Genomic DNA, 12786 nt, shown 5'->3' with positions numbered 1-12786 from the left:
GAGGACCGGTTGGTGGGCGACCTGCCGGGGCGGCGCCCGCTGCCTGTGCGACGATCGACGAGCGTCATGTCGGCCGGTCCGCCCCGTGGGGCCGCGTACGCGCAGCCCGCTCGGCAGGCGCGTGCGCGGCACCTCTCGTACCCCCATGGAGAGCACGATGCCCCTCTCCCCGACGAAGGTCTTCGCCGCGTTGAACGCCGTGCGACCAGCCGCCCGGCAGTCTCCGGTCATGGGCAGGGCCGTCGTGGTCGGCGGCAGTGTCGCCGGCCTGCTGGCCGCCCGGGTGTTGTCCGACCACGCGGAGAGCGTCGTTGTCGTCGACCGGGACGACCTGCATCTGACCGGCGGTCGGCGGGGCGTGCCACAGGGGACGCAGTTGCACGCGCTGCTGCCCGGTGGCTTCCTCCAGCTCGAACGCCTGTTTCCCGGCTTCCGCGAACAGGCGCTGGCCCAGGGAGCGGTCGAGGCTCCCCCCGGGACCAGACGCGCCTACCTCGACGGCCGGCTGAAGGTTGTCGTGCCCGACGACGCCGACAGCCTGGCGGGCACCCGACCGCTGCTGGAGGGCCTGATCCGTCAGCAGGTGCTTCGACTGCCCAACGTGAAGACGGTCGTCGCCCGCGCCACGGGTCTCGTGCTCGACGGTGGCGCGGCCACCGGCGTCCGCTGCGACGTCGGCGGGGTGCCCGGCGTCGAGAGCGGCGACTTCGTGGTGGACGCCATGGGGCGTTCGAGCAGGCTGTCCGAGTGGCTGGAGCATGCCGGCTGGGACCGCCCCGTCACGCGGCGGATGACCGTGAACCTGAACTACGCCACGGCCCTGTTCCGACGCCCGGAGACGGATCCCGACCTCACGGTCGTCATGGCGCTGCACAGTCCGGGGACGTCGCCGGACGTGGCCGGAGCCGCGGTCTTCGCCGTCGAGGACGGCCGGTGGATGGCGATGATGGCCGGGTACGGCGACAACCGCCCGGGAAGCACCGCCGAGGATTTCGTGCGGCGGCTGCGGGACCAGTTCCCACCGGAGTTCGGTGACGTCGCCGGGAACGAGATGCTCGGCGACGTCCGGACCTACCGCCATGCCGACAGCCGGCGGCGGGACTTCCACGCGCTCAAGCGGTTCCCGGCCCGGCTGGTGAGCGTCGGCGACGCGGTCGCGTCGTTCAACCCGGTGTACGGGCAGGGAATGACGGCGGCGGCCCTGCACGCGGCCTGCCTGTCGGTGTACCTGCGGTCACGGCCGGATCCGGGCCTGCCCGCGCGCCGGTTCTTCGACTGGCAGAGGGTCGTGGTCGACGCCGCGTGGTCGACGTCCACCTCCGCCGACCTGGCCCTGCCGCACGTCGACGGGCCCTACCCGCGCGGCCACCGCTTCTCGAGTTGGGTCAGCCGGCAGATCGTCACGGCGACCGTCACGGACGTGGCGGTCGCGCGGCGGTTCAACGAGGTCGTCTCCATGCGTGCGCATCCGAGGTCGCTGGCCACACCGGGCGTGGTGCTGGCCGCCCTGCGCGCCAACCGTAGGCACCCTGACCGCGCCACCTTCCGGTAGTTCCGGCGTCACGCCTTCTCCGGGTGCGGGCGGGTCCTACGGTGGGGCCTTCGCCGCCGATCGAGGGAGAGACCGTTGTCACCGTCGTACCGCCTGCCCCGATGGAGCCTTGCCGGAGCGGCCCTGAGCCTGGTCCTCGGGCTCGCCGCGTGCGCCGGGCCTCGGGCGGAGCCGCCGGAGCAGCCTGCGCCGCAGGTCGAGGCGAGCCAGGAGACCCTACGGGGCCGGGGCAGCCGGCCGGGGCAGGAGGGCCCCGACCCGGTCTGGTCGGTGTCGGTCAACCGGCTCGTCGATCAGCTGGCGCAGATCGGCCAGCTGATCGTCGTGCCCGACGAGCGGGAACTCCGGGCGGTGGACCGGTCCACCGGGCAGGAACGGTGGCGCCATCCGTTCCCGACGAGCTATCAGTACGCGGTCACCGACGGTCTGATCGTCGCGAGCGCCAGCGACGGAGGACCGCTGGAGGTGCTCGACGCGGTCACCGGCGCCACCCGCTGGCGGGCCGAGGACACCCAGGACGTCATCGTCCAGCAACAGGTCGTCTACAACAAGGAGTGCGTGGGCACAGGGCAGTCGGCGAAGTGCGTGGTCATTGCCCGGGACATCCGGGACGGCCGTCAGCTCTGGAAACTGGCCGCCGACCGGTTCGCCCGGGTGACCGACGTCGCGCTCGGTGCGCGTATTCCGTATGCCCCGCCCACCGGGCGGTACGTGGCGGTGCGGCTGAGCGCGTCCGCCCCTACCTACACGGCAGTTGCGACCACCACCGGCAAGGCCGGGGCCGGGCGGTTGCCGAGCCGGGCCTGGTACGGCTTCGTCGCAGGCGACCTGCTCGTGACCACCGACAACGATCCACCCCGGGGTGATCGGCAGTGCACCGTCAGCATCGACACCGTCAACGCGGCGACCGGTGCCAGAGGCTGGTCCGGTGAGGTCTTCAGCGGGCGAAGCGAGGATGGTGAGTGCGTCAAGCGGTTGACGAACCATCAGAGCGGGCTGGTCCTGATCGGGGCCGGCACCCGGCTCGTCGCGGTCAGCGCGGCCGGCCGGCCACAGTTGGTGGACCTGCGCAACGGCAAGGCGGAGTGGGAGGCCGCCACCGCCGGCGTACCGATCGACGGGGACGACCGGTCCGTGCTGGTGCGGCGCAGCGCCGACGAGGGTGAGCTGGAGCTGCTCGACATGACCACCGGCGCGTCGCGGTGGACCGCGCCGGATCCGGGGCTCTCCGGTGGGTCGGCGAGTTGGCGGTCGACCGTGACCGGACGGCTCGTGGCGGTCAGCGGCGCGACGGGCCACCGGCCGTTCGTGATCGTTTACGACGTGCCGACCGGCCGCCAGCTCGGCCGTTACCCCGGTTGGCTCGCTGGCGCCGGAGACGACTGGGTCGCGGTGAGCCATTCCGGGGGATCGGACGGGATCATCCTGGACCTGCACACGTTCTGAACCGGTCCGTCCGGCTGGCCGCGTTCGTTCATCTGGTAGGCGACGTCCGGTCTCTGCTGGTTGGCCGCCGAGCAGAGAGGCCGCTGTGTGATCTTCGTTGCGTCCTGGTCCGCCGGGGAATGAGATCACCCGGATCGGGATTTGGAGCCAGTTATGACTTCTGCACAGTCCCCGCGGCTGCGGGTCGACCGGTCGGAAACGATCCGATGACCGCTACCGTCGATACTCCCGCTGGTCCCGCTGCCTCGGGGACGCCGGGTGACCTGATGAGCGCAGGGCAACGCCTGCGGCTCGTCCTCGTGCTCGGGTCGCTGATCGCGGTGGGTCCGCTGACCATCGACATGTACCTGCCCGCGCTGCCCGCGATCGTCGCGGATTTCCAGACCACGTCGGCGGCGGTCCAACTCACCCTCACCGGCACGCTGGCGGGCCTCGCCGTCGGCCAGTTGCTGATCGGCCCGCTGTCCGACGCCGTCGGGCGGCGCGTGCCGCTGATCGCCGGTATCGCGCTGCACGTCGTGGCGTCGGTGCTCTGCGTCCTCGCACCGAACATCGCGGTACTCGGTGTGTTGCGGGTGGTGCAGGGCCTCGGCGTGGCGGCGGCCTCGGTGGTCGCGATGGCCGTGGTCCGCGACCTGTTCAGCGGCGCGGCCTTCGCCACGCTGCTCTCCCGGCTGCTGCTGGTCATGGGGGCGGCGCCGATCCTCGCCCCGACCCTCGGCGGCGGGTTGCTGCGCTGGACGGACTGGCGCGGCGTGTTCGTGGCCCTGGCGGTCCTCGGGGCGCTGCTCGTCGTGGTCGCCGCGCTCGGGCTGCGCGAGACGCTGCCGACGGACCGGCGCCAGCGCGGCGGGGTGGTCGCGACGGTTGTCGTGTACGGCTCGCTGCTGCGGGACCGCACGTTCGTGGGCCTCGTCCTGGTCGCCGGGCTCGCCATGGCGGCGTTGTTCGCGTACGTGGCCGGGTCGTCGTTCGTCCTGCAGGAGCAGTACGGGCTGGACGAGCAGCAGTTCGGGCTGGCCTTCGGCGCGGGCGCGGTGGGGCTGATCGCGGCGACGCAGTTCAACGTACGGCTGCTGCGCCGCTATTCGCCGCAGCGGATCCTCGTCGTCGCCCTGGCTGTGGGAACGGGCGCCGGTGTGGCGCTGCTCGCCTTCGCCGCGACGGGGCTCGGCGGTCTGCCGAGCCTGCTGGCGTCGTTGTGGGTGGTGCTCGCCGCGGCGGGGCTTGCGATGCCGAACGCGCCGGCCCTGGCCCTGTCCCGGCACGGGGAAGCGGCCGGTACGGCATCGGCCCTGCTCGGCGCGGTGCAGTTCGGCGTCGGCGCGCTGGCCGCGCCCCTGGTGGGTGTGCTGGGCACGGGCGCGGTCGCCATGGCCCTCGTGGTCGCGGGCGGCATGGTGGCGGCGATGGTGGTCCTGCTCGTGGTCGTGCGGCCGTCCCGGCTCGCCGAACTGGAACCGGCGGCGGTGGTCGTGGCAGCGCACTGAGGAGCTGCCGTGTTTCGTGGCCGGGCGGCGGTCGTGGCGCCGCCCGGCGCTGTCACGGGCCCTTCAGGCCGCCGTCTCGCAGCACCGCGTCGGTCCGGTCGAGCAGCGACGTGAGGGCGTCGCTGGCCTTGTTGATGCTGTCGTCTGAGGCCGTGAAGAGGGCGGCATCCTCCTGGTCCAGCGATTGTTGGCACTCCTGACTGCCCTTTGCCGCTTGTTCGATGAACCTGCGCCAGAGCACCTGGCCCTGAGGGTCGGGCACCCGGAAGTAGCGGTCGGCGTCCCGCGCGACCTGACCGATGTCGGCACAGATCGGCCGGAACGTGGCGGGATCGATCTCGGCGCGTGCGCTGTTCGCGGCGTCTGCGGCGTCCGCGGCCTGGATCTGCGCCGTACCGAGGCGTTCGAGGGCATCGGCGTAGCGCCTCACCAGGTCCCCTGCGCCGAGGTTCTTCCACGCGAGCACCTGCATGGCTCTTGTCTCGGCGGACACCGCCGGCGGCTCACCAACGGGCACCATGAGCTGCACGTTGGCCGCGGCCTCACGTTTCGAGGAGCGCTCCATGTCCAGCAGGCTCGCTTCCCCCAGCACGGTGACCCCCACCGCGGCGGCGCACAACACACCGACGCACAGCCGTCGGGCGACCAGCCCGCCCCGTCCTTCCCGCGCCGGACGCGCTTCGGCGGCGTGGTGCCCTCCAGACGTCCACACCCGGCGGATCGCGGAAACGGTTGCGGCCGCGATGACGGCCGTGACCGCGGCGACCACGAGAACCTGGCCCGCGAGAAGCTGGACCAGCGGCCAGGCCGCGGCCGGACGCCACTGGCAGGACGACGCCAGGGTGTTCAGCAGCGGAACGCACCCGTCGACGGACAGGAGGACGAACCACCCGCCGAGGCCGATCAACGCCGCGAGCTCGGCGGTGATGATCGCGATGAGCAGCCGGTGGCGACTCGCGACCACGCTCGCGGCGACGGCGGCTGCCGTGGCCGCCGTCACCAGGGCCACCAACACCCACCCCTCGTAGATCCAGAGGTACAGGCCGCCCCGCTGCCCACGCGGTGGTTGCCAGGAATGCATGTACGCCGCCGCGCCCGCGACGGCCACCCAGCCCGACACCCCGCCCAGCGCCGCGACTCCGAGCATCCCTCGCAGCGGCGGCAGCTCCACAGGTGGCTCCGCCGCAGCCGGCTCCCGCAGCGCACCGGGCACCCAGCGGAGCGTGGCCGTAGCCCGTCGGCTCGTCCAGGCCAGCAGCGGCACGGCCCACAGGGCCGCGACCATCGGTAGGACGAGGGGCTGGTCCAGGCTGTGCAACAGCGGGTGGACGATGCCGATCACGCTGGCCGCGGCAGGATGGTCGGCCACCTCGCCGGGGTAGTCACGCGCCAGCAGCGCACGCGTGTCGAACGGCGGCCCGTTCAGGTACTGAGAGCCCCACTCGCGCCACCACGTGAACCATGCCGACAACACAAGGCACGCGGATGCCAACCCCGCCAGCATCACCGGTCGGATCGACCGGCCCGGCCATGCCCTGAGCCACAGGTGGGCGCACTGCGCGACCCACCAGGTGAACGCCGCCCCGGCGAAGACCACCAGCACCAGGATCGCGGGGCGTTGGGGCAGCCACTCGGTGAGCACGATGTCGTTCAGCACCAGCTCGCCGGCCATCATCCCCGTTCCCAGCCACAGCCCTGCCCGCAGGCCGGAGGGCACACGCCGTCCGGTGAGCACGGCGTGGGCCACGGCCCGCCACAGGGCGACCCCCACCAGCCCGGTGACCAGCCCCGCCGCGGCGACAGCCGTCACCTGGCCGAGCCACGGGCGGGTCAGATCGGACATGCTCAGGTACAACCGCACCTGGGAGTTGATCAGAGTCGCGGCGGCCCCGGTCAGGAACATCGGCAGCGACCGCAGACCGAACAGCACCGCCGGATCGTCCAGCGCCTCCCGGCGCAGATCCCATCGCGGATGGGTGCGCCACAGCTCGACGAACGAGGCGCCCAGCCGCCTCAGTCTCCCCTCGGGCGGGCCCGGGGTCGCCACCGCCCAGGGGCGGGGGTCGGCACCCCACCGCGCCGCGGCCAGATCGGCGTAGATCTCCCGGCTGCGCAACACGTCCGACCGCGCGAGATAGATCAGCGCCACCAGGAAGGCCGCCAGCACGAGGCTACGTGTCGCCAACGGCACCGCACCGGGCCACTCCGGCGACCACGGCCCACCCGGGAACGCGATGATCCACCACACGACGTAGGGGAGGAGCACCACTGCCAGGAACACCCGCCACACCGCGACGGTGGCGTAGGCGAGGGTGACGTCACCGTTGCGGATGTGGGCGAACTCGTGCAGCAGCACCGCCCGGAACGCCTCCGGATCGGTGGCCCTGCGGGCGAGCAGCCCACCGTGCAGGCGCACCGTCGGCCGGCGGTTGCGGCCGAACACCACCGCCCCGGCCGAGGCCGCCGCCGGATCCACGACGACATTCGGCGTACGGGCCAGACCAGCCGACGCCGCCAGACTCTCCACGGTGCGCAGGATCTCGCCGTCACGGTCGATCGCCGTCAGCGGGACGACCCGGCCACGCCGCGCCTTCCAGAGATGCAGGCACCAGAACAGCACGCTGGCCGACACCACCAGCAGAGCCGGCCACGCCAGGCGGATCCACCACGGCAGCGGTCGCTCATGGCGGGCGATGCACGCCTCGTAGGCATCCACGTTGGCCATGAAGCTGGCCTCGCCGGCCGCGCTGTAGGCATCGTTGGGATCCATCCCGGTGGCGAGCAGACAGGCGAAGCCCTCCACGCCGTCGGTGTCGGAGAGCCACGCGGTGACGTTGGCCGTCATGGTCGCGCTGCTGACCAGCAGCAAGACCACCAGCAGCACGAACCGCACGGTCGTACCGGCACCCATCGCCCGCTCGTCGACCCGCGACCGGGCAGGCTCGGCGACCATCACGCCCTGTCCCCGGGCCCGGGCCTGTCCGGGCTCACGGGCTCCGGCACGGGTGTCACCGGCGCGGTCAGCGCCAGCCGGGTCACCAGCGCGTCGGCGATCGCCGTGGCCCGCTCGTCGTCCAGGCCCCGCTGCACGGCGACCTCCAACACCCGCTGCCGTACCTCGCCGAGTTGCTCGCGGGTCAACGCAGGGACCTCCACGGGCGCGGCCCGCCGGCGGAAGACCTTGCGCAGCATGGCTCTCGTCCCCTTGGCCGCGCCATCCACGGCCGACGCGGCAGCCCGGTCGGCGAGCTGCTGCACGACCAGCCACACCACCGGGGTCGCCAACGCCACGACCTCGCCCCACCCGAATCCCAACGGCTCACGCCGCCCGCCCCGGGCGCCCAGGCGCCGCACCACCGTGGCGTCGTCGAACGCGAACAGCCCGTCCACCAGAGGCAACTCCTCCTGGGCGACCGAAGCCACCACGTCCCGGACCACCTCGCGCACCGTGACCCCGCCGGCCGCGCCCTGCTCCTCAGTCGTGGTCACCGCACCTCCCCGCACCGCCCGGAAGTCGGGCGCCAACAAACATGGGCACATGTGCATGTATATCTGCACGGTGCCACTCGCCGGCAGGTCCCGGGAGCGGGTGGGAGCTCCTGGCGGAATGATGATGCGGATGTGCGGACCGTTCTGGTTCTACGTCTGCCGATCGGCGGCGGGGCGGCCGGTGGGCACCGCGGCGGCGCGTTGGTCCAGGGCACGCAGGAGGTTGGCGCCGAGGACGTCGTCCCGTTCGGCGACGGAGATTTCGTCGAGACCGACCGGGTGCAGGGTCTGTGCGAACGACACGTGGTCGAGGCTGGGCGGGAAGTCCGAACCCCAGTACAGGCGCCGGGTGCCGAAGTGCGTCAGGAGCAGCTCGACGAACGGTCGTGCTGCCTCGTGCGGGTAGCCGTGGGAGGGCTCGCTGACGGCGTACAGCCCGGAGATCTTGACTCCGACGTGGGGTAGCCGCGCCAGGTGGGTGAGGGGCGTGAGGATCTCCCGCGCCTCGTCGCCGGTGGGCACCACGGGCTGCGTGCCGGGCAGCCCGAGGTGGCTGAACAGGATCGTGCACCCGTCCAGGGCGGCGAGGGCCGGGCCGAGCCGGTCGGTCGCGGCGGGTGTGGCGTTCAGGCTGAGCAGCGCGGCGGTGCTGTTCAGCGCCGCCGCGCTGCCTGCCAGCCAGCCGCCGAAGCGGTCCGCCGAGGCCGGGTCGGCCAGGTAGGCGGCGATGCCCACGAAGCCCGCCGACCACCAGCGGTTGAGCGAGTCTCCGTCGGTTGGTCCATCTGGTGGGACGTAGGCGACCGGGGCGATCCAGTCGTGCGCGGCGGCGAGGGAGGCCAGATGGCGGTTGTTCCCGGCGAAGCCGGCCTCGCCTTCGTAGCCGATCACCAGCGACCGGACGATGCCGTGTTCGCGGCGTAGGCCTTGGTAGACGGCCAGTTCGTCGCCGCCGGCGGGGGAGCGGCCGTAGCGGCCGGGGTAGCCGGCGGCGAACAGGTGCAGGTGGGCGTCGGCGCGTCGCATGGTTCGGACCCTAACTCAAATTTCGCCTGGCCATTGACGCGGAGACACCCCTGACTTAGGTTCTTGTCTCAATTAGGTCCGGATTACGTTGGCGCGAGCGAGGAGTGAGCCGGGTGACGCTGCCAGGCGACGAGGTTGATGAGCTGGTACGGCTGCGGCGTCAGCTTCACCGGCACCCCGAGCTGCGGTTCACGGAGCGGCAGACCGCAGCTACCCTGGAGCGCCTGCTCGGGCCACTCGGCCGGATTCGCACCGGAATTGCCGACACCGGCGTCGTCCTGGAGATCGACGGTGGTGCCCCGGGGCCGACGGTCCTTCTTCGGGCCGATATGGACGCCTATCCCGTGCAGGACAGCAAGCAGGAGCCGTACGCCTCCCGCAATCCGGGCGTGTGCCACGCCTGCGGGCACGACGTGCACATGACCGTCGCCTACGGGGTCGCCGCCCGGCTCGCCGCGGACCCACCCGCCCGGGGCGCGGTGACCGTGCTGTTCCAGCCGGCCGAGGAGATCCCGTTCGGCGCCGACTCGGGAGCCGCCGCGGTCCTGGCCGACGAGGCGTTCCGCGCCCGCCGGTTCGACGCCGTGCTCGGGCTGCACTGCTGGCCCGACCTGCCCGCGGGAGCGGTGGGGATCGACCGGGCGACCGCGATGGCGGCCAAGGACGCGTTCCGCGTCGAGGTGCTCGGGCGGGCCGCGCACGCCGCCACCCCGGCGCTGGGCCGGGACGCCATCCTCGGCCTGACCGCCATGGTGTCCACGTTGCACGCCGCCGTCTCCCGGTCCCGCAACCCCGACGAACTGGTCGCCTTCAACATCGGCACGATCGCCGGGGGAGCGAGCCAGAGTCAGGTCGCCGAGCGGGCCGAGGCCACCGGGACGCTGCGTACCCACGACCCCGTCGTGCGGGAGCGGCTGAAGGAGGTCATCGAACGCGTCGCCCGCCAGCAGGCCGCCGCGCTCGACCTCGGCGTACGGTTCACCTGGGCCAACGAGATGCCGGCGGTGCGCAACGCCCCGGAGGTGGTGGCTCTCGCGCACGCCGAGCTGTCGGGGCACGTCGACGTCGTCGACCTGCCGGTACCGCCCCTGACCACCGACGACTTCGCCCTGCTGGGCGCGCTCGGCCCGAGCCTGTACGTCAAGCTCGGGGTCACCGGCGAACGCGGCGGCGCGCCGCTGCACTCCGGCGCGTTCGACGTCGACGAGCGGTGCCTCGCGACGGGGGTCGACGCCCTGGAGCGCCTCACCCGGGCGGTCCTCGACGGTCGGCTCGCGGAGGAGGCACCGGCCCCGGCCGCCGGCGCGGGCACCGCGGCGACGCCGGCCGAGGCGGTGGCCCGGTGAGCGCCGGGCCGCGGGTGGCCGTGGTCGGGGCGGGCGCGTTCGGCGCCCGGCACGTCGCCGCGTACCAGTCGCTCGGTGTCCGGGTGGACGCGCTGGTCGACCCGGACACCGCCACCCGGGAGCGGGTCGCCGTCCAGCACGGCATCCCGCGTACGTTCGATTCCGTCGCGGCCCTGCTCGCGCAGGCGGCGCCGGATGTCGCCTCCGTGTGCGTGCCCGGGCCGGCGCACCGCGCCGTCGCGGTCGCACTGATCGCCGCCGGGATTCCCGTGCTGGTCGAGAAGCCGCTGGCCGCGACGGTCGCCGACGCCACGGCGATCGTCGAGGCCGCCGAGGCGCACGGGGTGCTCTGCCAGCCGGGGCACATCCTGCGGCACAGCCCCGCCCACCGGGCGCTGCACGACGCGGTCCGCGAGGGCCGCCTGGGCCGGGTGCTGGCCGTCTCCTCGCGCCGGGACCGTCCCCGCTTCCTGACCCGGCTCTTTCCGAACGACCATCCCGCACTGCTGACCGCGGTGCACGACATCGACCTGGCGCTCTGGTACGCGGCAGCGCCGGTGGTCGAGGTGCGCGCGGCGGCCCGGACCCTACCGGGATCGGCGACGCCGGTCCTGGTCTGGGCGGAGCTCCGACACGCCAACGACGTCGTGTCGTCGATCCGCAACAGCTACCTCCTGCCCGAACACACCCCCAACCACACCTCCGACCTGGTCGAGGTGTACGGCACCGACGGGGTCGGTCACGTCGACCTCGGACATCCCACGGTGCTGGTGCAGGCCGAGCAGACCGAGGCGCCGGACTGGCTGCTCTCCCCGGTCGACGGCGGCGGCGCGCTCGCCGCCGAGCTCCGGCACTTCCTCCGCCAGGCCGACGGCAGCGACGCGTCCCCGGTCGTTCCCCTGGCCGACGGACTGCACGTGGTCCAGATCGCCGCCGCCGTGGTCGACAGCGCCGCCGCCGACGGCGCCGTCCGCCGCATCCCTCATCCCCCTCGCTGACAGGAGCTTCTGCCGATGAATCGACGTAGATTGGCCGGTCTCGTCGCCGCGGGCGTGGCCGCCGCCGCGCTGCTGACCGGCTGCGGTGGCGACGACGCCGCGGGCGGCCCGGTCACCCTGAAGGTGCTGACCTGGGAGCCGGGTGGCACCGAGTACTGGAAGCAGGTCAAGACCAGCTTCGAGGCCAGCCACCCGGACATCAAGCTCGAGATGCAGTCGGTGCCGTTCGACAAGTACCCCGAGGTGCAGGGCCCGTACATCACCTCGCAGTCGGGGCCGGACGTGATGGCCAACAACGCCGGCCTGGAGCTGTTCGACCGGCGCGGTGCGTACGTGCCGCTGGGCGACAAGGCCGCCGAGATCAACAAGGACCTCGTCACCTACAGCGGAGCCTGCGAGGGCTTCGACACCAGCAAGCCCTGCTACGGCGTGCCCTTCTCGTACCAGGGCAACGTCCTCTACTACAACAAGGACGTGCTGAAGGCCGCCGGGCTGGACCCGGAGCGGCCCCCGGCGACCTGGGACGAGTTCGGCGCGGCCTGCGACGCGGTCGCCAAGACGGGGAAGACCTGCCTCGCCCTGGGCCTGTCCGGCACGTTCCCGGCCTACTGGGACTTCCCGGAGATCGCCCGCAGCTACCTGAGCGAGGACGACATCCGCGGGTTGCTCGCGGGCAGCCTGTCCTGGAAGGACCCGAAGCTGGTCTCGGTGCTGGAGAAGCTGGCCGAGATCACCACCAAGGGCTGGGCGAACAAGAACGCGCCGTCGATCACGATGCTTCCCGACGGGGCGGACATCTTCCAGCGCGGCGGCGCCGCCTTCGCCGGGACGATCATCTCGGACGCGGTGAACTGGGAGGCGTTCGGCAAGGCCCTCGGCGACGACAAGCTCGGCGTGACCCGCTGGCCGGCGGCCAACCCGACGGCGCCGCTGGCACAGAAGTTCTCCGGCATCGAGGGCGCCGTCTACGGGGTGACCCAGTGGAGCAAGAAGAAGGACGCCGGCCTGGCGTTCATCACCTGGCTCGCCGGCAAGGAGAACGGCGAGCTGTGGGTCAAGCACGCCAAGGGCCAGCCGCTGAACAAGAACGTCGACAAGGCCCTGCTGCCCTCCTCGCCGGCCTTCCAGAAGATCCAGGAACTGGTGGCGGAGCCGACCCTGCACGCCGGGGTGATGCTCTCCGGCCCGGAGGCCGACGCGCTGGCCCGCGGCTGGCAGCAGGTCACCCTCGGCCAGCTCACCGTCGACAAGTGGGCCGAGCAGATGCAGCAGGCCCTGGAGCGCAGCCCGACGAAGAAGCAGAACAAGTAGTCGCCCCGGGCGGGGCGGCTCCGGCCGCCCCCCCCCCCCCCCCCCCCCCGAGAGAAAACCCCCCACGAGCAAACCCCCCCCCCCCGGGGCTGCCGGCCGGGGGGCTCGGCCCCCCCACCCCCACCCCA

At 72.7% G+C, this 12786-nt stretch carries 9 protein-coding genes; 6 read left to right on the top strand and 3 right to left on the bottom strand.

The annotated features are described in order from the left end of the window. Positions 1-145 precede the first annotated feature (145 nt). From ABT006_RS30670 to ABT006_RS30660, 3 genes are all read left to right on the top strand, one after another. Positions 146-1552 carry an FAD-dependent oxidoreductase gene (locus tag ABT006_RS30670; protein ID WP_350711957.1) on the top strand — a complete coding sequence of 469 codons (1407 nt, stop codon included), beginning with the start codon at positions 146-148 and terminating at the stop codon, positions 1550-1552. 75 nt (positions 1553-1627) lie between these two features. Beyond that, complete coding sequence (locus tag ABT006_RS30665) at positions 1628-2998, top strand: outer membrane protein assembly factor BamB family protein (RefSeq protein WP_350711956.1); 1371 nt, start codon at positions 1628-1630, stop codon at positions 2996-2998. Between the two features lie 266 nt (positions 2999-3264). Continuing rightward, positions 3265-4488 (top strand): multidrug effflux MFS transporter, encoded by a 1224-nt coding sequence (locus ABT006_RS30660; protein WP_350711955.1) that lies wholly within the window; start codon positions 3265-3267, stop codon positions 4486-4488. 52 nt (positions 4489-4540) lie between these two features. Here the strand turns inward: ABT006_RS30660 and ABT006_RS30655 are convergent, their stop codons facing one another. From ABT006_RS30655 to ABT006_RS30645, 3 genes are all read right to left on the bottom strand, one after another. Beyond that, entirely contained in the window at positions 4541-7441 is a 2901-nt protein-coding gene (locus tag ABT006_RS30655) for a M48 family metalloprotease (RefSeq protein ID WP_350711954.1), read from the bottom strand. Further along, complete coding sequence (locus ABT006_RS30650) at positions 7441-7977, bottom strand: hypothetical protein (RefSeq protein WP_350711953.1); 537 nt, start codon at positions 7975-7977, stop codon at positions 7441-7443. The genes ABT006_RS30655 and ABT006_RS30650 overlap by 1 nt, the downstream gene beginning before the upstream one ends. A gap of 150 nt (positions 7978-8127) precedes the next feature. Beyond that, positions 8128-9003 carry an amidohydrolase family protein gene (locus tag ABT006_RS30645; protein WP_350711952.1) on the bottom strand — a complete coding sequence of 292 codons (876 nt, stop codon included), beginning with the start codon at positions 9001-9003 and terminating at the stop codon, positions 8128-8130. 113 nt (positions 9004-9116) lie between these two features. Here ABT006_RS30645 and ABT006_RS30640 point away from each other — a divergent pair, with 113 nt between their 5' ends. Genes ABT006_RS30640 through ABT006_RS30630 form a run of 3 tightly spaced genes read left to right on the top strand, consistent with a single transcriptional unit; the run spans position 9117 to position 12658 of the window. Further along, positions 9117-10349 carry a M20 metallopeptidase family protein gene (locus ABT006_RS30640; RefSeq protein WP_350711951.1) on the top strand — a complete coding sequence of 411 codons (1233 nt, stop codon included), beginning with the start codon at positions 9117-9119 and terminating at the stop codon, positions 10347-10349. Further along, positions 10346-11347 carry a Gfo/Idh/MocA family protein gene (locus ABT006_RS30635; protein WP_350711950.1) on the top strand — a complete coding sequence of 334 codons (1002 nt, stop codon included), beginning with the start codon at positions 10346-10348 and terminating at the stop codon, positions 11345-11347. Before ABT006_RS30640 ends, ABT006_RS30635 begins: the two co-directional genes overlap by 4 nt. 15 nt (positions 11348-11362) lie before the next feature. After that, positions 11363-12658: an ABC transporter substrate-binding protein gene (locus ABT006_RS30630; RefSeq protein ID WP_350711949.1), complete on the top strand. Its 1296-nt coding sequence runs from the start codon at positions 11363-11365 to the stop codon at positions 12656-12658. Positions 12659-12786 lie beyond the last annotated feature (128 nt).

Origin of the sequence: Micromonospora sp. NPDC002717 (genome assembly GCF_040295705.1) — a bacterium.
In the GTDB taxonomy this organism is placed as follows: Bacteria; Actinomycetota; Actinomycetes; order Mycobacteriales; family Micromonosporaceae; genus Micromonospora.
This window is presented reverse-complemented; position numbering and strand designations above follow the sequence as displayed.

What these genes read in the sequence shown, in the direction of transcription:
- ABT006_RS30655 (WP_350711954.1), bottom strand. Translation starts at nt 7,441, where the DNA reads ATGGTCGCCGAGCCTGCCCGGTCGCGGGTCGACGAGCGGGCGATGGGT.
- ABT006_RS30670 (WP_350711957.1), top strand. Translation starts at nt 146, where the DNA reads ATGGAGAGCACGATGCCCCTCTCCCCGACGAAGGTCTTCGCCGCGTTG.
- ABT006_RS30645 (WP_350711952.1), bottom strand. Translation starts at nt 9,003, where the DNA reads ATGCGACGCGCCGACGCCCACCTGCACCTGTTCGCCGCCGGCTACCCC.
- ABT006_RS30660 (WP_350711955.1), top strand. Translation starts at nt 3,265, where the DNA reads ATGAGCGCAGGGCAACGCCTGCGGCTCGTCCTCGTGCTCGGGTCGCTG.
- ABT006_RS30630 (WP_350711949.1), top strand. Translation starts at nt 11,363, where the DNA reads ATGAATCGACGTAGATTGGCCGGTCTCGTCGCCGCGGGCGTGGCCGCC.